This is a genomic window from Thioalkalivibrio sp. ALE14 (genome assembly GCF_000376845.1).
Classification (GTDB): Bacteria; Pseudomonadota; Gammaproteobacteria; order Ectothiorhodospirales; family Ectothiorhodospiraceae; genus Thioalkalivibrio.
This window is the reverse complement of record NZ_AQXY01000009.1, coordinates 1-26,940: the sequence shown is the minus strand read 5'-3', so window position 1 is coordinate 26,940 and position 26,940 is coordinate 1. Positions and strand designations below refer to the sequence as shown.

Here is a 26,940-nt window from a genome sequence, read left to right as displayed (position 1 = left end):
GACGTTCATCGACGGCATCGAGCAGACCGAACCGACCAACGACGAGGCATCATCCATCACCGACCGGAGCGCCGCCTGAACCAGCAACTGCTCATACACCAGACTTGACCATAACTCTACCCCAGGAGCCCCAGGCTTGATGCAAAGATACAAAAAATTGTATAGGCTATGAGTATGTCCGGTTCAGGCCCCAAGCCAGTCGTGTTCCGAGCGACGGCACTGGACGATCTCCGTGCTTTCCCCTTGTCGGCTAGACGGGAGGCCGGGCACCAGATCGACCAAGTCCAGCATGGAAGGGACCCCGACGACTGGAAGCCGATACAGTCCGTGGGGAAGGGTGTCAGAGAAATCCGGATCCGAGACGAGGCCGGAGCATTTCGGGTCCTCTATGTCGCCAAGTTCGGGGATGCGGTTTACGTGCTGCATTGCTTCTGGAAGAAGACACAAAAGACCCGCAAGAGCGATCTGGACTTGGCCGCTCAGCGTTATCGCGATTTGCTGCAGGAGATAGGCCAATGACCGAGCACCGATTCGACAGCGTGTGGGATGCGATTGAGAACACCCCGGAAGAAGCGGAGAACCTGAAGCTGCGTTCCGCTCTGATGAGGGCCCTCAAGGACCATCTCGTTCGCTCGGAAATGAAACAGGGCGAGGCCGCGAAACTCTTCGGAGTCACGCAGCCGCGAGTCTCTGATCTCATGCGAGGAAAGATCGACGTGTTTAGCCTCGATGCCCTGGTGAACATGGCAGCGGCCGCCGGCTTGCACGTTGAGTTGCGGGTCCTCGACGCCGCGTAGCTGTGTCCGCATCTCTTGATCGCAAAAGTTCTCCTGATTAGCAACGAGCGTTTCAGGAGGTCACGTTTCATTCATGGGTAATCATTCATTCATGGGGTCAGACCTTGCCTTTTGGACCTTGCCTTTTGCCTCTCCCTTGATTCGTGGGCAAAAGACAAGGTCTGACCCCGAACTCGCGTGACCCGGGGGCAAAAGGCAAGGTCTGACCCCGAACTCGCATGGCCAACTAGAGCTTCGCGGAGCGCATGCCGTGTTGATGGCTTATCCTGTCGAGCGGCCTCTGTTCCCTCGGCCTATCTTCGAGCTCCACCTTCAGTGACTGCCAAATGGAGTTCTAAGCAGATCTGGTTTATCTCAAGGGAAGTTTTATCTGTGCGCGCATCAGGTTCTGTCGCTTCGAAATTATTTAGTTGCAGTCATCTTGATATAAGCTTTCATTCGTACATCAATGCGCCGGATCACCACTGATACTTAGGGTCGTCATAAACCGGCGCACCGTTGACACCACCAGCGGTAGCGGTTGCTGTTCCACCTTGTTTGATTAACTTCTTACGAGCGCCGCCGAGGGAAACAGCAATACGCGGATAATCCAATTCCAGCTCGCTATGCGCCTCCTCTAGCCAAGTCGGGAAGTTCTTGGTGGGTACGACGCGAATCTGCTTTCCGCGAACCGTTATGTCACGAGTAGTGAGCTCTCGGACCATCGGCAGTGATGATCCGCCGCCCGTCAGGGCGACTGTCAGATAGGGGATCTTCTGCGAGGAACCGATCAGGTCGATCCAGTCCTTGTTTATCGATTCGAGGATGCCGACCATAGTCTTGTCGAGTGCGTTCTTAAAGTCGAGGACGCCAGGTGTTTCCATAAACTGTTCGAGTTTTATCGAGGCTTCGCTGCCATCAGGTAGCGATACTAGAATCGAACCTTGGTCAAAAAGTTCTTCCTTGAACTCTCGGATATGCCTCTGCAGGTACCATTGAATGCGGTCCGGAATGCCCTGCTCGGGGTCGATACCGCAGGCTTGCAGTATAAGTCCCATCAAGGCCAGGTCAAGATGATTACCCGCTTCGGTTACGCCTGCGGTGCTGTTTGCAGCTTCAACCGCTATGCTGATATCTCTTTCGGGATCAACGTGCATCCGGTACACGCTAAAATCGGTTGTCCCGGCGCCGACATCGATTACCATAACCACCATGTGACGCGAGTTTTCACTCTGGTAGTTTAGCAGCGTTCCGGCGACGCCGAGCGGTTCCGTGATTCCCTCGCGAACGAATTTGTAATCTCGGACTCCGCCTTGGCGGAGTAGCCTGACTGCCTCGACGAATCGCGCAAGCGGAAGTCCCGCGCGCATTTCCGTAAAAAACGTATCTGCAAGTATCTGAGCTTCGCCTATATACTTGCGTAATCGGTATTGTACTTCTTTAAAATCTGGGCCTGATAAGCACGGCATGGCAAATCGGCGATTCAAGTTCCTCGGATAGCCGCCAGGGGGTGGCTCCAAGCTTCCCAAAGCTTTGGTGGCTGACCAGGTCAGGAAGGTCAGATAAGCGAGTATGATATCTGCATAGGTGACTGATATATCGGTCGGGTTGAATTTTCCATCAACTGTTGCATCGACCTGTCCCAGAGAGAGCCAGTGTTTGATGTTATCCAATAACTGGCGTGAGCCGTCAGGGGCGTCGCGACCGCAATATTCCTCGGCGTCGGCGCCAAACCAAAGGTTTCCATCGTCGTCGATATATACAGCGGAATGGAGTTTGTAGTCTTCGATATCGTCACCGAATTCACCTAGGTTAATAACGGTGATGATCTCGTCGTCGTAGTCGGATTCACCATCCTGCACGAGGGTCGCTTTCGACATGGCAGTGCCGAAGTCGAGACACAGGCGGATGTTTTCGGGGGCCGGATTTAATTCGAGGACGCTTGTATCGAGGTTGAGGCTGCGATCGGCTGGGGTTGGGTGGTCAGTCGGAGTTGGTTCAGGGGGCGAGTGTGGGCCCACCTCTTGCCGAGGCAGGAGTGGGGGGGGCGTTGGAGACTTGGACAAGGACTTGGTCGGGCTTGGCACTTGCTCGACAGGCTGGGTCGAGGCAGTCTCCAGAACCCCGACCGCTATCCGTAGCGCATCGTATTCGTCGTCAGTCAGTTTGCCCTGTAGCGAGTAGCCGCCCCCTTGAGCAGCTTCTAGTCGTGCGAACAGGTTCTTAAGCAGAATCTTAGCTTCGGTCACGTCCATGTTCGTTAGTCCTCAGGTTTTACAGTGGGCTTGACCAGCATGCGGGTTTTTCCCGCGAAGGTCTTCTCGACACCATCGCGGACCACGTGAACGTGCCGGACCCCGGATCGGTGTCCCCCTTCCATATCGTGCAATCTTCGGTTGTATTCCATACGCTCGCTCCTTAAGCCGGCGGGTTTGAGCTGGCGCATGCGCGACAGGCTGCGAATCACCTGTGCCATTTCCCGATAGTCACTCACTGCTTGGGCGACGGTCTTCGTGAGGACCGGATTCAAGGGTTGAAGAATCGGAAGTACCCCGCTGCGTAGTTTCTCGATTACCGACTGGCTCTCTTCGACCTTGAGTAGCAGCTCGCCGATCTTCTCGTCTTCGGAATTGCGGATACGCTGTGCTTTCTGCTCTTTATCGCCGTCGCCGCCACCCCCTTTGCACCACCATTCCGCTACGGTTGGATCGAGGTCCTTGCTATCAGCGAAGTGGCGCGTGATCGCATTGGTCATCTGCGCTCGCGAACTGAAAGCTGCACGCAGCACTGCCATCATGTCGTTGTCGAATTTGTCCTGTCGGGCCAGCACAAGGGAAGCCTCAAGCAGCGCACTTCGCACCTCTGCGAGCGTTTGCGAACGCTCGAGATAGCGTCCCCAAAGGCCGGCACCCAGTGTGCGCCTGCCATCGACAAGTATGGCGTAGAGTTCGGGGTACAACGCCATTGAGAAGCGCAGTTCAATGCAGCGCCGAAGGACCACAAGCAGCGAGTCCATGCCTTCAGCGATAACGGAGAACTCGGCGCCGTCCACCCCATGGGTGTACACGGATTTCATTAGCCCGGACAGCTTGCCCCCCGGATCATCCCCGAGGTCACCCCTCCACTGGCCTACGATGTCCGCCAAGGCGACGGCTAGACGCCTTACCCGGCGGTGGCGCGCCTCGATCTTGCTGACCTCCTTCAAGCGGCCAGTATGTTCAGAAAGCGCAGCTAGCCAGTTGGCCAACGATGGCTCGCGAGCGAGATTCGCGGCAAGCAGTTCCCGCCGGGCGTTATCCGCCGAGTCGATCGCGAGAGCTTCCCGGTAGGAGTATTCCCTTGTCCATGGGTCGCTGCAGTGACTGATGACAGTTGCCGCATATGACTTGGCGTCTCCGTCTTCCAGGGTCTCGATGGACCCCGGTGTTTCAATGAAAATCTCGTCCGCGCGCTCAAAGACCACCTTCTCTCGGCCACGGGCCACCGCTGCCAGGCGCCCGAGAATTGCGGCCGCCAGCAGCTCATCATCGGATTCGAAGTTCAGCTCCATCACCTTCTCGACAACCGTGTCGAGATTGCTTTCCTTGATCAACGTCTGAATCTTGCGCCCGGCCATAGCCTGCGTGAGCAATTGGTTCAACTCGCGCAGATCTGTAGCGGATTCAATGGCGTTCAGGGTTACCTCTTTTCCCGGTTGGTCTTTGTCTTCACTCGAGCGCACTTGCTGGAGCAGCTTCAGTTGGTCGTTGCCGGAAATCAGATCGTCTTCGTTGCTCACAGCAATACCAGCTTCCTTGAGCTGGGCCATCAGGCGCTCGAGAGACATGCCTCTGTCGCGGGCGAGTTTTCTGGCTGAGACACCGTCCATTGTCCTTGTCCTCCAATAGTTACAGCTTACGCAGGGTGCTAACCCGGTTACGCGGACACTTGCGATAAGGCCCATATTGGGCGGAAGGAGTGTTCATGTCGACGCGCAAGCGTTTTAGCCGCGAGTACAAGCGGCAAGCCGTCGAGTTGGTCTGTCGACCAGACGCAAGTCGACGCCAGAGCGCTTTGGATATGGTGGTCGGTCCGAATTTTCTCGCCTCCTTGATCCGGGAAGGAGAAGAAGGGGGCAGCCGGGCCCTTTCCAGCGCGAGGATGCTACGGGATCATAAATCGGCACGAGCTGTTTCAGCGCCGCCACAACGAGTATCGGGTGCGCCATTTATCGGTGTCTGAAGTTATCGCCGAAGATTTCTTGATTTGGGTGGTCGCGGCGCATAGCGCGTCCACGGTAAACGCTTGGCGCTCGGCGGGGTCCAGGTGGACCGTGCTGATGCTAGCGGCTTGCTCGGGTCCACCCCAGATTCATGCCTATCTATTGGTCGACAGTAAGAAGGCGGGTCTTAAGCGCGTGGCACCACTGATGACAGCGGCAGCAACCCAGGGTGGGTCGCTGCACGGCTGGTGGAACGCCTGAAGGGGGCTGCCCGCCGGCTCCTTGACGCGGGGGAGGGGGCCTGTCACCTCGGGGAAAGCGCTGGCTGGCGCGGCAGTGGCGTCGTACGCAGGCCCTGTGACGATCGAAAAGCGTTGACCTAAGAGGGTCCCCCGGAAGCCTTTGGGGCTCTGGCGACGTGTCACGAGCGCCAACGAGGGGACTGGGATCGGGCGTTACACTATCCCGAACGGCTTGCGCCCGGACCCGAGGTCGAAGTGCGGCTGAAACGACTGCGGGAACGGTCGGCGGCCGATGCCCGATAGGTGAAAGGCCATGTGCGGACGAATGACGCGGTACAGTGCGACCAGCGAGCTCGCGATGCGGTATTTCCAGGTGCCGGTCGACGAGGCCTTCGACGCCCCTCGGTACAACGTGGCGCCCGGCACGGATCTTGAAGCATTCGGCGCCGGAGTCGAAACGTCTACCACCTTCCGGCCCATGTTCTGGGCTTTCGGCCGAATCGGGTGGACGACGGTCCTCGCCCGGTCCGATAAGGTCGCGAGCAGTCCGTATTTTCGGTCCGCATTCGCGCGTCGGCGCTGTAGTGTGCTGGCCGATGGTTGGGACGAGTGGCGAAGGACCGATGATGGCAAGCAGCCGTACTACATCAATCTGGCCGAGGACGCACCGCAGGACATCCTGATGATGGTGGGGATCTGGGAGCCGATAGCCGATGGTGGCGCTTGCTGCGCGATCATCACCGAACCGGCGTCAGAGCGCCTGTCACGCATTCACGATCGCGAGCCGCTGGTGCTGGATGCCGAGTGTCGCTGGGACTGGCTCGACCCCGAACGGACAGACCGCGGGGGGCATCCGAGCCGCAACCGTCCGTCTGAATCCGGAAACATTGATCTTCCAGCGGGTTTCGGTTCGAGGAATGGGCCGGTCGAGAGCGATGTGAGCCTAATCGAAGTGACGAGCGGCCTCCTGATGGGACCGAGTGGAAGGAATCGCGCAGCGTCTGAGGGTGTGGCGTCCCTGGGCAGTTGCGTGATTCCAGGTATACCGCCCAATCTCCGAATAGATTCTGCGTGGGCCTCAAAGGCCCAGACCCCGAAACAACGCTCCGGCGGTATCGAATCGTTTGCCATTGCCGGCGTTCAGTTCGGCTATTGCGTTGATGGTGGTGGCGTTTGGGGTGGCCGCACGCTCTGACGGCCAGTAGTCGCGGCCATCTACGGACCATTCCATTACTCCCCGATCTAGCAACCAACAGGCGACTTGGTCGAGCGATGCCCAATAGCGCACGCGCCGGTCAGCGTTACTTAATCTCCGCCAGCGGGTTCTGGACCTTAACGCGTTCGGTCCACTCGTCTCCCTGGGCGACCAGGATCACCGATGGATGCGGGCCACCGCTGAGGAACTCGTGCGGAGTCGAATCTGGTCTGTCGCTCGGTTCGCGCATCGGATCCTACCCTTGTTGGGGTTGCTACAATCGGAGCAGGCCATATCGTTATGGTCAGGGTCCCAGCTACCGGAGTGCCGCAATGGCGTACTTGCGTAAATACTGGTTCTTTCACCCCCGCATGTCAGCTACGAACCAGGTTAAGCCATGATTTGGCCCATCTTCGCGCTGGTGCTGGTCGGTGGAGGCGGCGTGATCGCCCTGGCGTTGTATCTGGAGCGCAAGGACTTCGCTTCGGCACGTCAGAAGCGCCGGACCTCCTCGGGCGATAACTCCTGATGATCGCCATCCTCTGTACGGGTCTGCATTTCTCGGACCAGTCGAACGGTGGCGTGACGAGGGTCTGATCGAGGCGCCGGTTTGGGACGCAGGGACTTCGATCCTGAAGGCAGGAGTCGGCTGGCACGAATCGTGGTGGATGAGGGGGAGGGCGTCCCGCAAGGGATGCGGGACACTGGGGTTCGCGAGACAACCGGTCGACGCTGGATCGAACAGCCCAAGGCGGACCTTGCCGGAATTCGGGCGCCCGAACTCCGGTCCCTTCGCAGGTTCGGCAAAGGCACTCTCCCGCGCGCCCCTGGTGGAAGGTGATCGGTACGCATTACCGGGGGCGGGCCGGAGTGGCGCCACCTCATGATTTGAACGATCAGACCCACCTGTATGGCGTCTAACCAGATGGCGTGACAAGGAGCCCAAGGTGCTGCCGGTACTCATCGTCTACTCCTTGCGCGCTCCACGCGCACGCAGGGCCTCTTCCAGAAGGCCTTTTACCCCGGGTGCGTAAGACCATGTCTTATACCGTTTGCTCCATCGGCCACCCAGGTATTGGGACGTTTCTTTGAGCCGTGCGTTGATCGCTTCATTGTATGCAGACCAAACGGTGACCCCCCAAGGGTAGGTTCGGATCGCCATTGGTACGCCTTCCCATCGCCATTTTTCTTCTTGGTAAGACGGTTTGGTCTCCGACTTCTGCGTCGTTGCGTGTTCGTCGAGGATTGACTGCAGGATTGGGTGGCAGAGCCACTTCCGGTTGCCGGGGTCCTCCAGCACCTGCTGGCGCAATAGATCCCACGTCCACTCGAGGTTTGGGTCGTTCGGTAGATGGATTTCCATCGCAGGGTATCCGAGAGTCGCCAAGAGCTCGTTCTTTCTGGGTTCAACGAGGTGGCTTACGGCGATCTCTATCAGTATCCGCTTGCCGGCGTAGACGGCGGCCACGTCGACGCGTGCCAGGCCATCGGCAAACGTCACCTCGGCGTCGGGGGACTGCAGAACCGCGACCCTATTGGGAGGAACCAGCTCGCACCCAGAATCGCGGAGTTCATCTTCCAGTAGAGCCAGCTTCCGGGGTAGCAGGGGCAAGGTCACCCATTTTTCGTCCATCAGGATCTGCTTGGCGGCTTGATGGAGTGCGCCTTCACCGGAATTGTCGCAGTCCGTTCCGCTGGAGTGGGCAAAGTGCCATTGGCGAATTTGACCTTGGCGCGCGATAACGGTCTCGCCACATTCGGGACAGCAGCACTCGCAAGCCTTTCCCTTTGCAACGTCATGGATCGATACGATCTGGCCCTCATTGTTGAGAGCGAAGGACTGCAGTAGCGTGGGCTTCTCCATGGTGACCTCCAGAAGGACCTGTTGATGGAACACTCAGAGGCGAGGTTGGCCGCGGCGCCAGCGTCGAAACAGGGGGAAGAAACCGGAAAAACCGGTTTTGATGGGCGTGCGGCCGCGAGAAAGTTGCTGGATATCTCGGAGGAATGGCGGGATACAGAGTCGAAGAAGAACGCTGTGACGCTGCTGCGCTGCCTTTGCGAAATGACTGCGGAATCGCCAGCTCAGGGAAACAGTGGATTTACGAATCAGGAACTCGCCAAGTGCCTCGTTCGTGGTGGAGCAAGGGCTTCGGTCTGGGGCGTTGATTCACACGGCAAGATTGTTGATTCCGACTCGGCCAGGAAGGCGGTCACGAGCGCTTGGAAAGATCTGCAAGAGCTTTGGGTTCGAAAATCGCCCGGGGTAGAGGAGCGATTCAGGGATGCGGGATGGACCTGTTTCCCAAGGCCTGACAGCGAGATTGGCGGCGGGAGAAGCAACCCAACGAAATACGTCATTCGGCTAGACGCCATTTCCGAACCAGATGACACCCCCGAGCACCAAGCCAGTGCTCTGAACCCGCTCGCGGTGCGGTACTACACGGAAGACCTTCGGGTACGACGTGGGGCAGGCGCCGGGTTGATTAAGGGGTTCCCGATCAGCGGTTGGCGAGCGGTCGTTGCGGGAGCTCTGATCTTTGTTGTCGTCGCACTTATGGCTATAGCGGCTTGGGCGGCGCTCGCATCCATTGCACAAGCATCCACCACTGGACAGGCAGTGGCTGTGGTCCTTGTGAGCGTGCTTGGGGGAGGGCTCTCGTGGTGGGTCCTCGGCCCGCTGGAAAAGCTTTCGCGAAACCGGGTCGCTCTGGCCCCTTTTTGGATGCAGCGTGCCACGAGTGGTTGGGATGACCGGCTTCTGGAACTTCGACCTGACTTTGCTCGTGGCTTAAACCGGCTGTATTTAATCCATTATTCCGCTTCTTGCCCCATCTGCTCCTCGCCCGTCCATGTGGCCGCGGGCGGTCGAGAGTTTTACGGACGTTTGGTCGGAAGGTGTGCAGCCGCGCCTTCTGAGCACGTTTTCTCGTTTGACCACGTTACGAGGACAGGCTTGCCCCTGCGTCGACACTCTCACCTGTGACATCGTGCTCGGTCGCTGAGGCAGACCTCCGAGAGTGATATCTCGGCAAGGTCTGGCTTCCGCGCCATAAAGCTCGCTTGGCAGTCTGAACGAGCTCGTACTCGGTAGCAGAGACGGAGGCCGTTCTAAATTTGCTTTGGTCCCGCCGGTCTCCGCGGCCTTCTAAACGCATTTGGGCAGGCTTCGAGGATCTCCTGCCGTTCGAGAAGCTGTCCCCCTTCAAGGGCTTCCGCCAGTGGGGCCTCCAACCGCTGTCGCGCGTTGTCCGTCAGGCGGATGAATCCCATCCGGTGGAGGGCGTCGTTCATGGCCGTATCGCGGTCGAGTGTGCCGGCCTCGGCCACCGTGCGAACCAGCGATAGCTTCAGTTCGGTATCGGGGACGTGGTCGAGCTGACGGAGTGTGTCCGGGAGCCCCGTCCAGTCCCGTAGGCAAGGCACCGCGAACTGTTCGTCACGGCCAGAGAATTCACCTTTCAGGCGGATCAGCCCCTGCGCACCGAGGGCTGCCCGACGCTCATGGATCCGTGCCTGGATTCGGGAACCGGCTCGGGAAAACCCTGCGGCCTCTAGCAGTCGCCGGGTGAGGATGACGAGGTGTACCGGCCCTTCGGTGTCGACGATCTGCAACAGAGCCCGATCGAGTGCCTCCTGCGGGATGTCGTCGAACCGGTCATGTCCCGAAAGAGCAAGACCATTCGTCTCGGTTTCCCGGTAGGGCTGCGTATCCCACGTGGTCACCCAGTCGCAATCATGATCTCGGCAATACGAGCGCCAGGCGGCACAGGTCTCATTCGGTCCGGGGTGCTGGATGAAATGCTGGTGTGCCCGGACCAGGGCCTCCAGGGCCCCAGGAGCTGTCTCGCTCATTGCTCGCCCTCCAGGACCAGCTCTACGCCCATGGCCTCGGCGGTGAGGTCGATCATCGCTTCCTGCAGCAGGGTCTTGGGCCCATCGCGCAGGCAGGCGTCATCCAGGGCCAGCAGGATCTCGCCGCGCCACTCCGAATCGGCTGTCTGCCCGAGGCTCTGCGCCAGGATCGTCACAATCCCCATGGCCGGTTCGATGTCTTCCGGGGGCAGAGGTCCCAGCCAGATGCGCCAGTGCTCGGCGACGTTTTGTATGTCCTCGAACAAGGCCACCTCAGCCACTGGAGTCGAGTCCCTCTCGTTAGAAGGGTGCGGAAGTGCAGCCCGTCCGCGGCCCAGGGCCAGGAACGCAAAGGCGAGGGCTGCAAGCTGATCCCGGCCAGACCAGGTCGAGGGGTCGGCCCCGTGCTCGGCCAGAACCTGGTCGCCCAGTGCCCGCACCGTCTCGAAAGAAAACTCAGGGCGTGCCGCTTCCTCCTCCGCGAGCTGGCGGCGGGCCTGGGCCGCGGCGGCGAGGCGCCCGATCCCGCCAATAAGCCCCGCGAAGAGTCGCAGGGCCCCACCGAGGAGCCAGTAAACGCTGGCGAAGAGCGCGAAGATCCCCTGGATGGCGGCTGCGTTGTGCCCCCGCAGTTGAACTCCCGCGATCTTGGCTGACGAGCGCCCGGGCCGGATCCAGTTGAACGAGCCGATCGGGGTCTTGGTGGAGACGGTGACCCCCGACTTCGACAGGTTGAATTTGGCTGCATCCGAGCCATAGCGTCCGCGCAGGATGAAACGACCGTTCTGGAAGGCGACCTGAGTGTTTTTCGCCAGACGCGTGGACACCCGCACGCCGTGGTTGGTATTGCCGGTCAGGTTGATCCCGGCGGCCCGCGTTTGTGCCCGCAGCGACAGCCCGCCGGTACGACTGGCTCGCAGATAGCGCCCGGTGTGTTCGATGCGCTTCTGCCGGCCGTCGCGGTCCTTTTCGCCAACCTTCAGCAATGCCATGGGCCGAGCCTATCACCCAAGCCGAGCGCGGACTGCCGCCCGTATAGGCACCACCGTTCAGTCAGGATCCACAAGCGGGTCGTCACCGAGATGCGCACGTAATGCTTCGTACTGGCGAAGCGCGGCGATCATCTGCACGAACTCGTCTTCGCGTAGCAGGACGACGCGGGAGCCGTCGTCGATCCGCACGAACTCGGGGTGCAGGGTGAGTCCCTCCAGCGGTTCCAGGTGATCGGCGGGTGTACGGGGATCAGGTTCCATGATCGGCTCCTGGATGTCTGTAGCGACAGCGGTCGACGTTCCACAGCGTGACGCGGCGAACGCGAAGGGTGGCGAGGCGGCGTCGGATTGCAGGCGTCATTGAGGGCCGCGGGTGCCGGGTGCGGCCCGTGTCCCGGCTGTGACGAAAGAGAGTTACTCGTGCTCGTCTTTCTTCCGTTCGGTGTTCTGGGGTTCGTACAGGACCTCGAACCCGGCGGCGGCCTCGCTGTCCATGCGCCGCTGCAGAGCCTCCCGGCGCTTTTGCAGTTCCTCTTCGCTGGGCTGTTCGCCTCGTCCTTCGTCTTCCCGGGCCATGGCGTTCTCCTGTCTTTGGCGGTCGCGATTGTGTTTGAAATGGGCCGCCTGGCGTCACGCACTGTGGATGCGCCTCAGCGTTGTTGCCGTGACGATCCGGTGGGCCCGTGATCGCAATGCGTAGACCCTTTCGGTCGCGTTGGGTATCGAGACTACGATACGGACAAGGCCGCGCGCAGCCGATGGCGACATGTTCTGACGCCCGAGTGTGGTATCCATGGGTGGGTCGATTGTCGATCCACGGCCGCATCCAGAGTGGGTACAGTCGGTATTGGATCATGGCATCTGGTGGGAGGCGTGCATGCCGACACTCGAAGATCGTTACCGGGGTGCGATGCTGGGGCTGGCCTGTGGTGATGCGCTGGGGACCACGCTCGAGTTTCGGCCAACCGGCAGCTTTGCCCCGATCACGGACATGGTGGGGGGCGGCCCGTTCGAGCTGAAACCGGGGCAGTGGACCGACGACACCTCCATGGCGATTGCGCTCGCCGAGAGCCTGGTGGAGAGCGGCGGGTTCGATGCATGCGACCAGATGGACCGCTATGTGCGCTGGTGGCGCGAGGGGTACGCGAGCAGTACCGGCGAATGCTTTGATATCGGGAACACGGTGCGCTCGGCGCTGGCCCGCTACGCGCGCTCGGGGGATCCGATGAGCGGCTCGGACGACCCCCGCAGTGCGGGGAACGGTTCGCTCATGCGGCTGATTCCGATCCCCCTGGCCTACCGGGAAACGCCGGTGCTGGCCTATGCCGCGGCGCAGGCCAGCTCGAGGACGACGCACGCCGCCGAAGAATGCCTCGACGCCTGCCGTCTGTGGACGGGGTACATCCTGGCGGCCCTTGATGGGGCGGCACGAAGTGAGCTTCTCGAGTGCCCCTGGCGCGAGCTGCCGGGGTTCGAGGCCGGGGGCACACTGGCACCGCGGATCGAGGCGATTGCGCAGGGATCGTTCCGGCACAACGATCCGCCACGGATCCGGGGCACGGGGTATGTGGCCGAAAGCCTGGAGGCGGCGTTGTGGGCCTTCAACCGCAGCGACAATTTTCGGGATGGGGCGCTACTGGCGGCCAACCTCGGTGAGGATGCCGATACCACCGCCGCGATCTTCGGGCAGCTCGGTGGGGCCTTCTACGGCGAGTCGGGCATCCCTGAAGCCTGGCGTACTCGGATCAGCCAGCACGACCGCATCGCCGGGCTCGGCGATGCGCTGCTGCAGCTTTCGCATGCGGCTCCATCCGGTATCCGCGTCATGGAACCACAGGAGACCCCCTGAATGAGCACGGTTCGGACAAGTGCGAGTCACCCACTCGAGATCGCTGACCTCACGCTGCCGGAGGGCGGCACCATCGGCATCACCTTCTGCCCGGGCAAGCAGCAGGTCCATGCGATGACGGGTGCCTGGGCCCGCGATCTGCAGGCCGATCTGGAGCGGATCCGGGCGTGGGGCGCAGCCGGTGTCGTCACCCTCACAACCCTTGACGAGTTGCACGAACTGGGCGTGCCCGGGCTCGGCGAAGCGGTCAGCGAGACCGGCATGACCTGGTACCACCTGCCCATCCCGGACATGGCTGCACCTGGTCCTCGGTGGGATGACCGCTGGCAGGCTGTGGCGCCGGAGATGCACCGAGCCCTCTACGCGGGCGGACGGCTGGTGGTGCACTGCAAGGGCGGCCTGGGACGCGCGGGCACCGTGGCAGCGCGCCTGCTGATCGACCGGGGTGTCGGGCCGGATGCGGCAGTGGCCGCCGTCCGTCGGGCCCGGCCCGGTGCCATCGAGTCGAGTGCGCAGGAACGCTACCTGCAAACCGTGTCGGTGGGGCAGTACGCCAATGGGGTCGCCGGGGATGCCCTGCCGGCGGGGCTTGAGTGAATCGGGCCTGGCTGGTCCTGCCTGGATGTGCGCTGCTGCTCGCAGGCGCACCGTCCCTTGCGGACGGCTACTTCAAGTGTGAAACGCCTGAGGGTGTTGAGTACGCCGATGCGCCCTGTATGGAGGGCGCTGATCGCCAACGGTTTCCGGACCAGCACGAGCGGGAACAACGGCGCGCGGAGCAGGGGCGCGCATCAGCCTGTTTCCGGCCGTCGCGAGTGTTCTCGCCTGGCGACGCCGTTTCCGACCTGACCGAGCTGTGTGGTGAACCGCGCCGTGTGCGCCGCCTTACAACGCCAGACGGAGCGCAGGAGCGCTGGGAGTACCGGCAGGGACTAGGAGTCCTGTTCGTATGGGTGGAGGGAGACGTCATCCAGGCGATCCGGGATTAGCGCGACTCCACCCTGATGAGGGTCTCTCCCGGTTCCGGGCGAGTAGCTGCAGGAAGCGGGCGGCCATCCAGCCGATAGCCCTCCAACGCGACCATCAGCGCATCGGCCATCTCGGCCTTGGCTTCACTGCGGTCGGAACCGTCGGTAAGGGCCTCCGGCACATCGCGGCAGGTTCCCAAGTAGCGCCCGGTGGCATCGGGCTCAATGCGAACGGGATACTTGATTACGGACATCTCGACTCCTCCAAGATTCGGGGCTTTTTCAGCCGCTTGGGTGCTTCGTCGATTTCCATTCTGACCCGGGGAGGCGACAGGAATTGACGCCTCGGCGTGAGAGGGTGGCGATACGTGGACCTCGATTCGAGAGTACTTGCCTGAGCACCATCCGAGTGGGGCTGGCTGCCCTCACAGCGATCACGCTTGTTGGCTGCGCCACTGTGGCCGTACGGGGTGACGCCACGTCGGCAAGCCCATGATCCTCGACGCGGACGGGCGTGTCACCGGATACATCGACGAAGCGCGTGGCGGGCCCATCTCCATCCGGTCCCCGGACGGCCGCACCCCGCGGCACATCGACTGAATGGGGCCTCCTGCAATAATTCCTTCAACTACGCAGGGCCCTCATTGCGGATGAGGGTGCTCCCCTGTGCGAGCGACCGTCTATCCACCGCGAAATTCGTGCTCATAGGGATTCTGAGCGGTTGGAACCGCTAACTGCGAGGGGCGTTGGATGAAAGATTTCGACCGCCGGGTAGTAGAGCACTTCGCGGTTTCCGATTACGGGTGCGGACATGCCTGATCGCGGCCATTTGCCTTGGCCTTGTACAGGGCCTCGTCCGCCCGTCGCATCAGTTGATCGAAGGAATCGTCGTCACGTAGGGTCGCGCAGCCGATCGAGACGGTCGGGCGGACCTCGGGCGCGAAATCGGGCAGTCGCACCTCCCGCACTGTGTTGAGGATTCGCGTGGCCAGGTCGACTGCCCCATGGGAATCCGTCTCCGGCAACAGGATTGCGAACTCCTCGCCCCCAATGCGCGCCATCAGGTCAGAGTCGCGCAGGATTTCCTGGCAGGCCTGGGTGATGCGGCGGAGAGCCTCGTCGCCCGCAGCATGGCCATGCCGGTCGTTGAGTCGCTTGAAATGGTCGAAATCCAACTCCAGCAGGGACAGCGGGTGGCGATGACGATGCGCGCGCTCGACCTCCGTGTGCGCCCGTTCGAACAACCGCTGCCGGTTGGACACCCCGGTCAGGGAATCGGTGTGGGCCGCCTCCTGCCAGTAGTGCTCAAGCTGTTTACGGGGGGTGATGTTCACCGCGACCCACAGTGCGACGCGGGCGGAATGCTCATAGCTGGGTAACGAGAGGATTCGACCCTCGAACCACTGTTCCGCAAATGCTTCCTCCCCGCGCCGGGCGTCTTCAGGCAGCAGTGAGACATCCGCCGCTCGAAGGCAATATTCGATCGTCTGCAGGTCACCGGACTCGATCGCGGTGCGCACCAACTTCAGGCATTGGTCCGCCAGTGGCTCCGGGAGGGCGTCATGCAGGGTGTGGCCAATGAGACTCTGCCCTCGGACGTACAATGCCTCGTTGGCCCCGCCGATCACCTGGACGTAGAGGCCGTGCTCGTCCAGCACGAACGAGATATCCGGCAGCGCATGCAGCAGCGTAAGGAGCTGGTCCCGCTCTGCACAGACGGCGTCATAGTCCGCTCGCGGGACGGTCGAGGGGGTGCGTTCCATGGCGATGGGGCTCCGCGGAAAGTCCAAAAACCGGAAACATTAGCAGAAACTAATATTGTATGCGTTCAGGATACGGCATTGGGGCGACAGGAACCGACGTTTGAGGTGCGAAAACTCCCTGCTAAGCCCCGAGCCCAGGCTTGCAAGGTTCAATGTGCACGCTAGCTATTTTCGTCGATCTCGTATGCGCGTAGTGCGTGGTGGCTGCCGCCCAGTCGCTATTTGCAAGGGTTTTCAACGGCCACCGTTCACGCGGGCCATCTTTTCACGCGCATACTGGTCACCGTATCGTCCGAGGATCCAGACGAGGAGAGCCCATGCGATGTTCTACCCCTGATTGGATGCGCACAAATGTGAGATCTGACGAGAATCCTGCAAGGCTTGTCAGCGATCGGCTAATCGGTTTAACCTGATCATGCATCAAGAGTTGGGCCGACGCCCAAGCCAACCTGCCGAACCTGGGCAAGGTGGACTGCGAAAGCAGATGTGGCTCCAAGTGGAGCAATCTGACAGGCACCGTCGGCCCTCCTATCCTGGAGGGTTTTTTGTTGGTATCGCCCGCGAACGCAAATCCTAGCCCGCACCGCCTGAGGGTGCGCTGGAACAGGTTGGGAAGCTTGGTCGCCAAGTGGCCCGATTGGTACCGGTTCTTTCACCAGTACGTCGCTCGTGAGTCGGACCGGAAATAACGCTTTTGCTCAGGGGTCTGCCGCTGGTGGATCGCTTTCGAGCACGCACTCGCAGAGATGATGAAGCAGTAACGGCGTGGCCCACCTACGGGCCGGGGGGATTTGATCCAGCTTGCCGTCCCCGGCGTTGCGCCAAAACGGCTAAAACGGAGAACAGCCATGTTTTTTTCAGACGGACTCTTCACGTCCGAATCGGTATCGGCGGGCCATCCCGACAAGGCCTGCGACCAGATATCCGACGCCATCCTCGACGCATTTCTGGCCCTGGATCCGCACGCCCGTGTGGCCTGCGAGGCCTTCGCAATCCGCGACAAGGTCATCGTGGCCGGGGAATTCCGAACCGCCCATCGTGATCATTACGAGACCGTCCGCGAGTCCGCAGAGGCGCTTGTTCGGGATACTCTGAAAGCGGTCGGCTATCGCTCTGCGGAATCGGATATTGATCCCGACAGTTGCGAGGTCGAGATCCGCTTCAATCGCCAGAGTCCTGAGATCGCCGGGGCCGTGGATGGCGGCTTGCGGGATCTCGGCGCAGGCGACCAAGGCATGATGTTCGGCCATGCGACGGACGAGACCGACCATCTGATGCCCTTGCCCTGGGCTCTCGCGACAGATCTGGTCGCGCGTGGAGCGGAGATCGCGAGGGGGCAGGGCATTCACCTCTTGGCCGATGCGAAGAGCCAGGTCACCGTGGCGTACGAGAACGGTAAGCCTTCTGGTGTTCAGGCCGTCGTCCTGTCCTGGCAGCACGACCCCGCTCATTCCATCGACGAAATTCGCGAGTTCCTATCAAGCGTTGTCGTGGGCGAAATCATCCCCAACGAACTTCGCTTGGCCGGTTTCAGGACGCTGGCCAATCCGGGAGGTGCCTGGAGCGTTGGTGGCCCGCGATCCGACACGGGTCTCACGGGTAGGAAGATTATGGTGGATACCTACGGTGGAGCGTGCCCGCATGGCGGCGGCGCTTTCTCGGGTAAGGATCCATCCAAGGTGGATCGTTCGGGCGCCTATGCGGCCCGTTACGTGGCCAAGCACGTGGTGGCAGCCGGCTTTGCTCGTCGCTGCACGGTCCAGCTCTCGTATGCAATTGGTGAAGTGGAGCCCGTTTCGATCGGGGTGGACCTCCATGGCACTGGCGCTGTCCCGGAGCATTTGCTGGTCAAGGCGATCCGGGAGGTGTTCGACCTTACGCCAGTCAGCATCATCGAAGAGTTGAAACTGAATCGTCCCGTCTACCAGGACACAGCGAGACTCGGCCATTTTGGCCCGTACCGCACGCCGGCGCTCCACCAGTGGGAGTCCCTGACGCGCCTGGAAGACATTCGCTCGGCACTGCGCGCCTGAGTTTCCAATCTGATTGCCGAATCTTTCAAGGAGTCCACCTATGTCCACCGTACTCACCCGCCGATATGAATCGGCGCTGGTCTATGCGACCCAACTGCACGCGACACAGAAGCGAAAAGGAACCGAGGTTCCCTATATCTCCCACCTCCTGGCCGTATCCGGGCTTGTGCTCGAAGGAGGGGGCGACGAAGACGAGGCCATCGCGGGCCTGCTACACGACGGGCCTGAAGATCAGGGCGGCGAGGCTACCCTGAACCAGATCCGACAGCTTTTCGGGAGCCGAGTCGGCGACATCGTCGCGGCATGCTCGGACACGTTTGAGACGGAGAAACCTGCCTGGCGCAAGCGGAAGGAGGATTACCTCAAGCATCTGGAGGATGCCGACGATTCTGTCCTGTTGGTCTCGTGCGCCGACAAGCTCCACAACGCTCGATCGATCCTCGACGACTTCCACCAGGTCGGTGATCGTTTGTGGGACCGTTTCAATGCGAGTCGGGATGAGACGCTTTGGTATTACGGGGCGCTGTCCCGAGTATTCGCGGCACGCGGCCCGCATGACCTTGCGGAAAGACTGGAGCGTATCCTGCAGGAGCTCAGTGCTGCCTGTGTCGCAGACAACAACCCGGCCGGCGACTCGACCGAGGAGAAGCACGTATGAGCCAGATCACCTATCCATTCATCGTGGTCCGCGTATTCGCGGCCATTTACCAGCGTGAACCCGTGCACATCGTTCAGGGCGGAAAGGCGATGGAAGTGAGTCGCGGCGACTCTTATGTTCGCCATCCGGATCCCCTGCTTCCGGATGGGAGCATGAGTCCCGACTGTCGCGAACTCTTGATCGACGGTGTTCAGCGTGCAGTTCGCGAAAAAGGCTTTCGCATGTGTATCGTCTGGGGTCCCAAAAGCTGCACTTTCGTGGAGAAAGATTCGGTGAACGATAGCGACGAACCACCATCGGGAGGCTTGAAGCTGGAGACTGAGTTTCCGATTGATTCTCCCCGGGTGCCACGAGCTTCCGTCATGGACGAACCCGTGGACATCGCCACGCTAAAGCCCATCCGGCACTAGTGGTGCCAATCCGGGTGATCGAACAGAGGCAAGAAACGTCATGGCAGAAAAGCAAGACATCATGCGGGTTCATTTGGATTCACAAGACCCGTTAGATGAGGACGATCGAGAACTCGGATATCTTCTCGAAATGGATCCGGATCGTGGTTGGGATTTATGGTATCTCGCGGACGGCAAAAAAGATCATTTGGTTTTAGCCGAGCAGAAACCGATTGAGTGCTTTAATCGTATGCTTGATCTCCCCGTGGACATCGCCATCTATGAGTTGAAGGAGTCGGGTGCCATATGCGAAGTCGCTTATCAGGACTGGGATAGCGCTGGGCCCGGCGCAGGGGCCGGCCGGGTGTCAGTTTATCGCCTGGGTGACCGAAGGGTGGGCTTCGTATACTTCATCTCGCACGACGCCGGGTTTAGCGATGGCTACGATGATCTGAAGAAGGCATGTGAGGATGGAGGGATCGAACAGGTTAACGAGGCCACCCGAGCGATTTGGATCTCACCTGAAGCCTAGCTAGAGGGAAAAGTTGATTGACCGCGATTGTCTGAGTCTCTCCCGGGTGCGCCATTGGCGAAAAAATTGTCTGTTATTTTACACGAGTAAAGCAGGATGAAGAGTACGATATTTTGGTACGCACATCACTCCCAAGGTTCACCGATTCGTGGATTCGGTGGGGCCGTCACGAGCAAGCTGGGGATCGGGCTAAAAAAGTAGGAGTCAGGCAATAAAAAGATTGGATAAAACTCTGTCCTTGTATAAGTGTTTTTTGTGTTGCTCTGTGGCGGCGATTGTTGTTTTGGGTTTAACTTAATATTTTTAGTGGATTATTGTTTTTAATATATCTCGTACGATCGTAGGGAGTTATTTATGCGTAGTTCTATGGTTTGGTCGTACAATATTGCGTTATTTGTTTTGTATGGAGCGTCGATCTTCTCATTGGTCGGCGCCTTGGCGGGATGCGCTTCTAATCTAAAAGGTGTTTCTAATGTGGGGGATGTGGAGGTTCGAAAGCGGGCTAATGAATATTTTATTGGGGAATATGCTGGTGTACGGCCCGACTGCTTTCCCCCCATAACGAAAGAGATCTGTCATCCGATTGATTCTGGTGTTGATCAATATGAGAATTTGGAGCGGCTTAGAATGGAGGGTTTTGGGTTCAGAATTATTTCACGGGATTTTGCCCCGGATCTCGATTCGTTACTATATTTGAAGGCGGCTAAAGTTGGGGTGCAAAGAGAATTTGAATTTTTTACTGTGCTCAGTACGACCACGCTCAAGAACTGCTCTCCGCCCGGGCTTGATGCGGTTACCTCGGGTGTTGTAGACGAAGATGCTTCAGGTCGGTCGACAGGTCGGTTCCAGACGGAGGTTCGTCGATCGCCAGGTTCGTGTTATACAAGCAAATCCATGGATGTGATTTATTTTGACAAGCCCGAAGATTTGGAGAAAGGGGTTTTGGTTTCTTCTTTGTCATGGAGGGGGGATCAGGAGTTTATTTCCCCGGAAGCGCGGCTCTATTATGGTACGATCCCAAACGTTACGGCAGATGATATGATTGATTTCGATTCTTCGTTTGGTGCGCTGACTACAACTCCGCGAGACGCTTGGAGGATTCGGTATGATTCATCAGCGCTTCTTCTGGACCTAAAAGACAAATTGGGTATCGATGAGTTGGATGTTGTTGAGTATGTGAACGAAAAAAAGATACGAAGAGAGAGATTTGAGAAGAACCCTGTGCTCCGGCATAGGGTTATTGATGGGGAATAGGTATTGGGCAAGGAATCAGCGCGGTCATGTTCTGTCCAACAAACAGTCGATCGTTTCTTGGACGATCTTGCTCGGCCTGCGGGGAGGTGGCTCGTAGGCCGCACACATTAGCAGTAGAAGGCCTCGATTGCCGTTCGCGTCCAGATCCGAATCTGGCGCACCGGGGAGTTCATGGGAAAAAGTTGGTCGGCGCTCGCTGCGGATCAGCGAGCCCCTCCTTCGCCAAGAGGTTCCAAGTGTTGGCAAGCGACTGAGGATCGGGTGGTACATATGGTTTTAAAGAACGCGGTGCGAATCCGGTGGTCGGTAGATCCGGGTTTGCTCGGGCGGAGGGCTGGACGGAGTGTGTCACCTGTCGTCTAGTTGGTCAGCCATTCTGTAGGGTGATGTTGCTTGGTACCAGCCGGATCAACTGCGTCTTGCCCACGCAAACCCGGTTGTGGTCGGATGATCGGGGGGCCGTCTGAAGAGCTCTGGGTGCTGACGCCTCATTCTGATTCGCAGGATGATAAGCGCGATCTCCACCGGATTCTGGTTCAAGCAACCTCGATTAAAAACCACTAGCGGGTGGTCCTGCCGTCACGGGAGATGGAGCGGGCGGGATAGTGATAGCCTCGCTTCCGGCGGGAACTGTGCAACCTGATGAGAAAGGGCGGCAGTCTGCTACCGAATAGCTGTTCGTGGAAGTGTGTGGTGGTCAAATGATTTCGGATACCGCGTTAGGTGGATTGGCTGTCGTTGGTTGCTGGTAGACGCTGGACAGCGCTCAGGATGCACTCGAGCACGTGCTGTTCAAGGCGCAATTCTGGGAGCGGTTCGCCACAGAGCCGCTCAATGACCGACAGATCAATGTTCTCAATCGTCTGCTGGACGGCTTAGGGAGATGCGGATCAATGGTGTTGTATTTGGGGTCCCGGTCCTTCGGGCACACTAACCTGCGGCCGGAGCCCCCATCGTCACGCGAGATGAAGGCACGCGGGGGCGGATCAGACTATAAAGCTCCGTATTTTTCTCGGGAGCGGCGGGTGAACGCTCCTAGCGATGCCGACACTTTAATTCACGAGGGGATTACTGCGTGCCGGCTTCAACCGCCAGGTTGAATGCGCGAAGGCCATGACTTCGGCCGGTTCCGGACGCGAGGCTGTCGGGAGCGGACGGGGAGCCATCCGATAGCCCTCCAGCGCGACCATCAGCGCATCGGCCATCTTCGTCTTGGCCTCGCTGCGGTCGTCGCCGTCGGTGAGGGCCGCTAGCACGTCGCGGTAGGTGGCCAGGTAGCGCCCGGTGGTGTCGCTCTCAAGGCGAACGGGGTGCTTGTTTGCGGACATCTCGATTCCTCCGTGATTCGGGCCTGTGTAAGCCACTTGGGTGATTCGTCGATTGCCATTTTGACCCGCTGAGGCGACATGATTCGACGCCTCGGCGTGAGAGGGTGGCGATACCTGGACCTCAATCCGAGAGTACTTTGCCATGAGCACCATCCGAATGGGCCTGGTTGCCCTCATAGCGATCACGCTTGTTGGCTGCGCCACGGTGCCGCCGTCTGGGGGCGACGCTCGTCATGTTGGAAAGCCCATGATCCGCGACGCCGACGGGCGTATCACCGGATACATCGACGAAAAGCGGTTCGGACCCACCTATATCCGGGCCCCGGACGGTCGAATCCTGGGCACGGTCGAAGAGGGACCGGGTTCGGCGCCCACGCGTATACGGGATACGGACGGCCGGATCTTGCGGCAGATCGACTGAATGGGACGTCCTGCAGATCATTCCTTCAACTACGCAGGGCCCTCATTGCGGATGGGGGTGGTGCTCTCCGGCGCGAGCGGCCGTCTATCCACCGCGAAGTTCGTTCTCATAGGGATTTTGGGCGGTTGGCATCAATGGCCGCGAGGGGGGGCATGAAAGATTTCGATAGCCGGGTTGTGGAGCACGTTGACGGCGGTTGGACGCTATGGGTCCAGCAACCTGGAAGCGGGCCATTCGCGGTCCTTGAGGGCTATCCCGGCAACCTGCCAGACGGGCGGGGCGTGATGCGACGTGAAACGAATGCCGCCTTGAGCCTCCACGTAGAGGACGACAAGGATGGCTCAGTCGCCGAGATCTACCTTGACGGGCATGCACAGAATGCCAAGAGGATCCGCTTCCCGTTCTCTCATTCCTCGGAAGTGGTTCGGTTTTTCAAGCGGGCGGTCTCCCCGGGGATGATGGGTATAGATGCCGCCGACGTGTTCTCGGTGCTTCCCATGACAGACGGGATGGGTCTTATAGCCGAATGCCAGCGCCCCAGGGGGCAACGCGATCTGGACGATGTTCAAGAGATTCTTGCCGGACAAGGGAGTGAGCATGGTCCGGCGTGCTCGGCTATGGTGGTGCTTCCGGTGGACGACACCGTGACGCCGGGGACTGTGGATGTCGTTGCCCAGTCCGTAAGCCGCAATATTCCCAGAGAGTCCGCTCTGGTTCTGGCCGCACCGCTTGCGGTGGCGGATCGGGAACCGATGAGGACCGGTGTTTTTTGGAGTTCGCTTGGTTGAGGGGGTGGTATGGAAGTGATGGGGCAGCCCGTGGAGAAACTGGCGAAGGATGCAGCATGCCAGTTGTGGGAGGATCTGCGTTGGTATTGGCCGGCTTTCGGGAACAATGGGATCGGCGAGAGCAACGCGATTTCGGCACTGATCCGCGTTCTGCAGGATCGATCAGGCTCGGCCTGCACAAAAACCAATAGATGCCAGGGGTGCTCCGGCTATTTCTTTCAGGCTTATACAGAAGCACCATCAACACCGCTTACCGCTGGGGAGAACCAAAGGGAGCCTCAGTCGGCGAAGAATCGTCGGTTGGATCTGGTGGTCACTTGGGGCTGCCGCGAGCAACTGGAGGGTAGGCTCCTTGTAGAGGCCAAGCGTTTGCACAACACGAGTACCGCAGACTCGCTGACACGAGATATCGATCGAATAAACGAGTTCAGTTTTATTAAAGAAAATAACGACGGAGCGCAGGTCCTCGATAAGCTCGAGAGTGATGTTGGATTGATTGTGGCTTTGACTTGCGACTATCAATTGGCTGAGTGGTGGGGTGGGAAATTCTGTTCAGGAACAACAGACTCACCGGGTCGTGTACCCAAAGGAAAGTGGGCGCGAAGTTGGCAAGATCTCGGTGACGCTCTTTCCGGGCTTGCGGATCCAGTGGGTGGTTATGAGAAGCTCCCTTGGAAGGAACTGTTTAGCGAATATAACGAGAGCGAAGAGAGCGAAGAGAGCGAAGAGAACGAAGAGAACGAAGAGAACGAAGAGGGTGAGTATTTTTTGTATGCGTTCTTTTCGCGGTCTGGGTGTTCAGTATAGCAACGCCACGGGGGGTGGATGCAGGAGCGAGTAGCCCTCGGAGGAACTTGCCTGTGTCCCGGCTGTGGAGCTTGCGAGGGGTGCGCTCGCGGTCTTCAGGTCCCGGGCTGAGCTTTGCTGTTGGACGGGTTTTGGTCGCTCGTAAAGGCGGTATGCGGGGTTCTATCATAAATAAAGGGGGTGGTATGAGGTTCTCTGGGGAAGTCGAGGTTGAAGACAGCGAGTTTGAAATAGCGTTCAAAGAACTAATCGTGCGTTCGGGCGAGGTTGGCTTTCGACTGCGAGGATATGACTTGGATTGGGGCGTTTTTCATGTCAGCGGCACGGCAACCAAGCTTCCTGAGGGAGAGGGGTTCTCGGCGGAGGCAGTCGCTGAGTACGAGGGCTTTTCTCCTGGCAATGATCGGACGGAATTCTCGCTACTGCTCGAAAAGGTAGAGCTGCTTGATGACGGTCAGGCCTGCCGCGTCGTTGGAGCATGGATCGAGCGCCCGGATCGGTGGCCGTTCAGTGGCACGTTGGAGAAGGCTTGATGCGACTAGCTTGTCCGTTTCTTGTGCCGCCGGGCGGGTACCAAGAACGAATAACGGATTGATCCACCCGAGGCGGGGGTCAAGGTTCGCGCGTGAATGTCGGACGCGTGCAGGGGAATCGACTTCGGCCGCGCAGTAGGAGACGTGGAACGCGGGTGGCGGTGCGCTCCGGCAGATCGAGTTGCAACAAGGCGGATCTCGGGCGTCATGGTTTGACGCCTCGCTACCGCATTCTCCTGGTCTCGATTCCCGAGAGGGGCCGATCATGACCAAGGGGAGAATGAACATGCATAGAAACATCCTTGCCGTTGCTGCGTTCGCAGCGATGTTTGGCGTTGGGACCGCGCAGGCGTCGGGTTTCAATGGCGGCTACGTCGGTGGCCAGATTGGAGGGGCCTCGTACGATATCGACGCGTCCGTGAGTGGAGTCGGCAGCCTCTCCGGGCTGAGCGGTACGGGAGTGACCGGCGGGATCTTCGCCGGCTATGGAGGCGTATCCGATGGAGGTGTCTACGGCGGAATCGAAATCGACGCCCAGGCTGAGGACGCGGATGCGACGGTGTCGATCAACGGCGAAGGCACTGCCGGTGTCGAGGCCCGTCACAGCTACGGAGTCACCGGACGTATCGGCGGGCTGGTGAGCGACAACGTGCTCGTCTACGGGCTTTTGGGTTACCAGCAAACGGAAGTCCGCAGCAGCGTGCGCGGTCCGGGCTTCGTCAACGGCTCCGACACCGACCGCATCAACGGCCCGCGGATTGGGGCGGGCGTGGAAGTGCAGCGCGATACCGGGTGGTTCATGCGGGGCGAGGTGTCCTACACCGCTTACAGCAGCGAGTCGTATGGCGACCTGGAGATCGACCCCGGTGCGACTCGTGTGCAATTCGGTCTTGGCTACCGATTCTGAAGGGGCAAACCGCGCGTTCATGCGCTCGCGGGATGACCGCGCTGAACGGCATCCGATCCCGGGAGATGGCGTCGTTGTCATCTCTCGGTTTTGCGTTGGGGCAGGCCGCCTGTCAGTCTGAAAAAGGGGGCAGGGGCCTGCGCCGGATGAACAGGGAGCCGGAGATGAGTCAGGGCAACGGAATGCGTGCCACGCTGCAGCGTCGGATGCTGCTGCTGGGGATGATCCCAAGACAGCCTCGCCGTGTGAGTGCGCCGGCTCTGGTCGAATACCTGCAGGCGCGTGGGCTGTCCACCACGCTGAGCACCATTGAGCGGGACCTGGAGGCGCTATCCGGCTTCCTGCCACTGGGTCGAGATGAGCGTGATCGGCCGTATGGGTGGTACTGGCAGTGCTGGCTGTACCAGTCGCGCCGGCGCTACTCGTTAGCGCTCACCCAGCCGTAGTCGGTTTCGACCTGAACGTTTCGCTGTGGATAGCGCGTCGTCAGCCCGACGGAGAAGGTCCTCGAACCCTTCGTGTTCGAACAGTGTCGCGGCTCCGATCGATACGGTCATCCTGTGCCCGTGGTGCATCCCCGGCACGTCGAGGGTTGGTGTTTCCTCGACGATGCGCGCACCGAGCTGTTCAGCGCCCAACTGATCGGTTTCCGGCAGGAGCATCACGAACTCTTCGCCGCCGATGCGCCCCATGAAATCGGTATCGCGCAACAGGCTGGCACAGCACTGTGTGAACTGGCGCAGGGCTTCATCCCCTTGGCCGTGGCCGTACCGGGTGTTGATCGTCTTGAAGTGGTCGATGTCCAGGACGAGCAGCGAAAGGGGACGGTGGTGGCGGTGAGCCCGTTCGATTTCATGCTTGGCCTGCTCGAAGAGGGCCCGCCGGTTGGCGATACCGGTAAGGGGGTCCGTGTAGGCCGCCTCGCGCCAGTACTGTTCGAGTTGCTTGCGCGGCGTGACGTTGACGGCGACCCAGAGGACCACGGGCTTCGGGTGATCGTAGCTGGGCAGCGGCAGGGCCCGGCCCTCAAACCACTGCTCGGCCTGGTGGTGGCCGGTATCCCGAACGGATCGAGGAAGCAGCGTCACGTCGGCAACGCGAAGCTGATACTCCAGCGTTTGCATCTCTCCGGTTCGCAGGGCTTGCTGCACGTGGGTCAAGCATGCCTCGGCGACCGCGGGCGGAAGGGCATCCGCGAGCGTATAGCCCTCCAGCGACTTGCCGCTCGCATACATGGCCTCATTGGCCCCGCCGATGACGTTCACGTACCGCCCTTCCGCGTCCAGCACGAAGGAAATGTCGGGGAGGGCTTTCAGCAGCGTGAGGAGTTGATCCCTTTCCGCCTTCAGGGCGGCAATGGTGCCAGCTTGTGTCGACTCTTGGATGTCATCCATGTGGCGTCCCTTGGCCTCTCTAATCCGTGCTGCTACGTGTTGGCGGTTTTGGGTC

At 60.0% G+C, this 26,940-nt stretch carries 29 protein-coding genes, 2 pseudogenes and 1 riboswitch; of the genes and pseudogenes, 19 read left to right on the top strand and 12 right to left on the bottom strand.

Going from position 1 to position 26,940, the window contains the following annotated elements; all coding sequences use genetic code 11:
• Positions 1–168 precede the first annotated feature (168 nt).
• Together F572_RS0100495 and F572_RS0100490 are read left to right on the top strand one after the other, a co-directional pair.
• The gene (locus F572_RS0100495; protein ID WP_017940737.1) at positions 169–519 is read left to right on the top strand and encodes a type II toxin-antitoxin system RelE/ParE family toxin; all 351 of its coding nucleotides are present in this window, start codon (positions 169–171) and stop codon (positions 517–519) included.
• Complete coding sequence (locus tag F572_RS0100490) at positions 516–797, top strand: helix-turn-helix domain-containing protein (protein ID WP_012982512.1); 282 nt, start codon at positions 516–518, stop codon at positions 795–797. The genes F572_RS0100495 and F572_RS0100490 overlap by 4 nt, the downstream gene beginning before the upstream one ends.
• 458 nt (positions 798–1,255) lie before the next feature.
• Here F572_RS0100490 and F572_RS0100485 read toward each other — a convergent pair whose 3' ends face one another.
• Both F572_RS0100485 and F572_RS0100480 read right to left on the bottom strand, forming a co-directional pair.
• Positions 1,256–3,031, bottom strand: coding sequence for a hypothetical protein (locus tag F572_RS0100485; protein WP_231291074.1), 1,776 nt, complete (start codon positions 3,029–3,031; stop codon positions 1,256–1,258).
• Positions 3,032–3,036: 5 nt separating this feature from the next.
• Entirely contained in the window at positions 3,037–4,584 is a 1,548-nt protein-coding gene (locus tag F572_RS0100480; RefSeq protein WP_231291076.1) for a hypothetical protein, read from the bottom strand.
• Between the two features lie 948 nt (positions 4,585–5,532).
• Here F572_RS0100480 and F572_RS0100475 point away from each other — a divergent pair.
• Positions 5,533–6,414, top strand: coding sequence for an SOS response-associated peptidase (locus tag F572_RS0100475; RefSeq protein ID WP_369772116.1), 882 nt, complete (start codon positions 5,533–5,535; stop codon positions 6,412–6,414).
• 106 nt (positions 6,415–6,520) lie between these two features.
• Here F572_RS0100475 and F572_RS15740 read toward each other — a convergent pair whose 3' ends face one another.
• Positions 6,521–6,664 (bottom strand): hypothetical protein, encoded by a 144-nt coding sequence (locus F572_RS15740; protein ID WP_017940741.1) that lies wholly within the window; start codon positions 6,662–6,664, stop codon positions 6,521–6,523.
• A gap of 147 nt (positions 6,665–6,811) precedes the next feature.
• On the opposite strand from F572_RS15740, the gene F572_RS16000 reads away from it, so the two are divergent.
• Complete coding sequence (locus tag F572_RS16000) at positions 6,812–6,943, top strand: hypothetical protein (protein WP_017940742.1); 132 nt, start codon at positions 6,812–6,814, stop codon at positions 6,941–6,943.
• 438 nt (positions 6,944–7,381) lie between these two features.
• Here the strand turns inward: F572_RS16000 and F572_RS0100460 are convergent, their stop codons facing one another.
• Complete coding sequence (locus F572_RS0100460) at positions 7,382–8,278, bottom strand: competence protein CoiA family protein (protein ID WP_017940743.1); 897 nt, start codon at positions 8,276–8,278, stop codon at positions 7,382–7,384.
• A gap of 24 nt (positions 8,279–8,302) precedes the next feature.
• Here F572_RS0100460 and F572_RS14910 point away from each other — a divergent pair, with 24 nt between their 5' ends.
• Positions 8,303–9,400, top strand: a complete 1,098-nt coding sequence (locus F572_RS14910; RefSeq protein WP_081601984.1) for a hypothetical protein — start codon at positions 8,303–8,305, stop codon at positions 9,398–9,400.
• 125 nt (positions 9,401–9,525) lie between these two features.
• On the opposite strand, the gene F572_RS0100455 is transcribed toward F572_RS14910, so the two are convergent.
• From F572_RS0100455 to F572_RS15735, 4 genes are all read right to left on the bottom strand, one after another.
• Positions 9,526–10,269, bottom strand: coding sequence for a DUF3320 domain-containing protein (locus tag F572_RS0100455; protein ID WP_017940744.1), 744 nt, complete (start codon positions 10,267–10,269; stop codon positions 9,526–9,528).
• Positions 10,266–11,261, bottom strand: a complete 996-nt coding sequence (locus tag F572_RS0100450; protein ID WP_017940745.1) for a hypothetical protein — start codon at positions 11,259–11,261, stop codon at positions 10,266–10,268. Before F572_RS0100450 ends, F572_RS0100455 begins: the two co-directional genes overlap by 4 nt.
• A gap of 57 nt (positions 11,262–11,318) precedes the next feature.
• Positions 11,319–11,522: a hypothetical protein gene (locus F572_RS0100445; protein WP_017940746.1), complete on the bottom strand. Its 204-nt coding sequence runs from the start codon at positions 11,520–11,522 to the stop codon at positions 11,319–11,321.
• A 153-nt stretch (positions 11,523–11,675) separates the two neighbouring features.
• The gene (locus F572_RS15735; RefSeq protein ID WP_017940747.1) at positions 11,676–11,837 is read right to left on the bottom strand and encodes a hypothetical protein; all 162 of its coding nucleotides are present in this window, start codon (positions 11,835–11,837) and stop codon (positions 11,676–11,678) included.
• 301 nt (positions 11,838–12,138) lie between these two features.
• Here F572_RS15735 and F572_RS0100435 point away from each other — a divergent pair, with 301 nt between their 5' ends.
• The gene (locus tag F572_RS0100435; RefSeq protein WP_231291078.1) at positions 12,139–13,110 is read left to right on the top strand and encodes an ADP-ribosylglycohydrolase family protein; all 972 of its coding nucleotides are present in this window, start codon (positions 12,139–12,141) and stop codon (positions 13,108–13,110) included.
• Positions 13,111–13,707 (top strand): cyclin-dependent kinase inhibitor 3 family protein, encoded by a 597-nt coding sequence (locus F572_RS0100430; protein ID WP_017940749.1) that lies wholly within the window; start codon positions 13,111–13,113, stop codon positions 13,705–13,707.
• 388 nt (positions 13,708–14,095) lie between these two features.
• On the opposite strand, the gene F572_RS0100425 is transcribed toward F572_RS0100430, so the two are convergent.
• Positions 14,096–14,332, bottom strand: coding sequence for a type II toxin-antitoxin system HicB family antitoxin (locus tag F572_RS0100425; protein ID WP_017940750.1), 237 nt, complete (start codon positions 14,330–14,332; stop codon positions 14,096–14,098).
• A gap of 543 nt (positions 14,333–14,875) precedes the next feature.
• Positions 14,876–15,841 carry a sensor domain-containing diguanylate cyclase gene (locus F572_RS0100415; protein ID WP_017940752.1) on the bottom strand — a complete coding sequence of 322 codons (966 nt, stop codon included), beginning with the start codon at positions 15,839–15,841 and terminating at the stop codon, positions 14,876–14,878.
• A 412-nt stretch (positions 15,842–16,253) separates the two neighbouring features.
• A riboswitch (SAM-I-IV-variant riboswitch) is annotated at positions 16,254–16,360 on the top strand.
• A gap of 329 nt (positions 16,361–16,689) precedes the next feature.
• Between F572_RS0100415 and metK the strand changes: the two genes are divergently transcribed.
• The 6 genes and pseudogenes from metK to F572_RS15860 all read left to right on the top strand — a co-directional run.
• On the top strand, positions 16,690–17,874 hold the full coding sequence (gene metK / locus F572_RS0100410) for a methionine adenosyltransferase (RefSeq protein WP_017940753.1): 1,185 nt from the start codon (positions 16,690–16,692) through the stop codon (positions 17,872–17,874).
• A gap of 40 nt (positions 17,875–17,914) precedes the next feature.
• A complete protein-coding gene (locus tag F572_RS0100405; protein ID WP_017940754.1) occupies positions 17,915–18,532 on the top strand; it encodes an HD domain-containing protein in 618 nt (205 codons plus the stop codon).
• The gene (locus tag F572_RS0100400; RefSeq protein WP_017940755.1) at positions 18,529–18,942 is read left to right on the top strand and encodes a hypothetical protein; all 414 of its coding nucleotides are present in this window, start codon (positions 18,529–18,531) and stop codon (positions 18,940–18,942) included. The genes F572_RS0100405 and F572_RS0100400 overlap by 4 nt, the downstream gene beginning before the upstream one ends.
• 40 nt (positions 18,943–18,982) lie before the next feature.
• Positions 18,983–19,453 (top strand): hypothetical protein, encoded by a 471-nt coding sequence (locus F572_RS0100395; protein ID WP_017940756.1) that lies wholly within the window; start codon positions 18,983–18,985, stop codon positions 19,451–19,453.
• Positions 19,454–19,807: 354 nt separating this feature from the next.
• Entirely contained in the window at positions 19,808–20,707 is a 900-nt protein-coding gene (locus F572_RS15590) for a hypothetical protein (protein ID WP_155983852.1), read from the top strand.
• A gap of 752 nt (positions 20,708–21,459) precedes the next feature.
• Positions 21,460–21,582, top strand: a pseudogene (locus F572_RS15860) (DUF4172 domain-containing protein); the annotation flags it as partial.
• A gap of 177 nt (positions 21,583–21,759) precedes the next feature.
• On the opposite strand, the gene F572_RS0100390 reads toward F572_RS15860, so the two are convergent.
• Positions 21,760–22,035: a type II toxin-antitoxin system HicB family antitoxin gene (locus tag F572_RS0100390; protein WP_017940757.1), complete on the bottom strand. Its 276-nt coding sequence runs from the start codon at positions 22,033–22,035 to the stop codon at positions 21,760–21,762.
• Between the two features lie 142 nt (positions 22,036–22,177).
• Here F572_RS0100390 and F572_RS0100385 point away from each other — a divergent pair, with 142 nt between their 5' ends.
• The 6 genes and pseudogenes from F572_RS0100385 to F572_RS15855 all read left to right on the top strand — a co-directional run.
• Positions 22,178–22,456 carry a hypothetical protein gene (locus tag F572_RS0100385; protein ID WP_026142898.1) on the top strand — a complete coding sequence of 93 codons (279 nt, stop codon included), beginning with the start codon at positions 22,178–22,180 and terminating at the stop codon, positions 22,454–22,456.
• Between the two features lie 152 nt (positions 22,457–22,608).
• A complete protein-coding gene (locus tag F572_RS0100380) occupies positions 22,609–23,244 on the top strand; it encodes a hypothetical protein (protein ID WP_231291080.1) in 636 nt (211 codons plus the stop codon).
• A 9-nt stretch (positions 23,245–23,253) separates the two neighbouring features.
• Positions 23,254–24,051, top strand: a complete 798-nt coding sequence (locus F572_RS15585; protein ID WP_155983854.1) for a hypothetical protein — start codon at positions 23,254–23,256, stop codon at positions 24,049–24,051.
• Positions 24,052–24,236: 185 nt separating this feature from the next.
• The gene (locus tag F572_RS0100375; protein WP_017940760.1) at positions 24,237–24,584 is read left to right on the top strand and encodes a hypothetical protein; all 348 of its coding nucleotides are present in this window, start codon (positions 24,237–24,239) and stop codon (positions 24,582–24,584) included.
• Positions 24,585–24,870: 286 nt separating this feature from the next.
• On the top strand, positions 24,871–25,491 hold the full coding sequence (locus tag F572_RS0100370; protein ID WP_026142899.1) for an outer membrane protein: 621 nt from the start codon (positions 24,871–24,873) through the stop codon (positions 25,489–25,491).
• A gap of 164 nt (positions 25,492–25,655) precedes the next feature.
• Positions 25,656–25,880 (top strand): annotated as a pseudogene (locus tag F572_RS15855) (hypothetical protein); the annotation flags it as partial.
• A 36-nt stretch (positions 25,881–25,916) separates the two neighbouring features.
• On the opposite strand, the gene F572_RS0100360 reads toward F572_RS15855, so the two are convergent.
• On the bottom strand, positions 25,917–26,885 hold the full coding sequence (locus tag F572_RS0100360; RefSeq protein WP_018158277.1) for a sensor domain-containing diguanylate cyclase: 969 nt from the start codon (positions 26,883–26,885) through the stop codon (positions 25,917–25,919).
• Between the last annotated feature and the right edge of the window lie 55 nt (positions 26,886–26,940).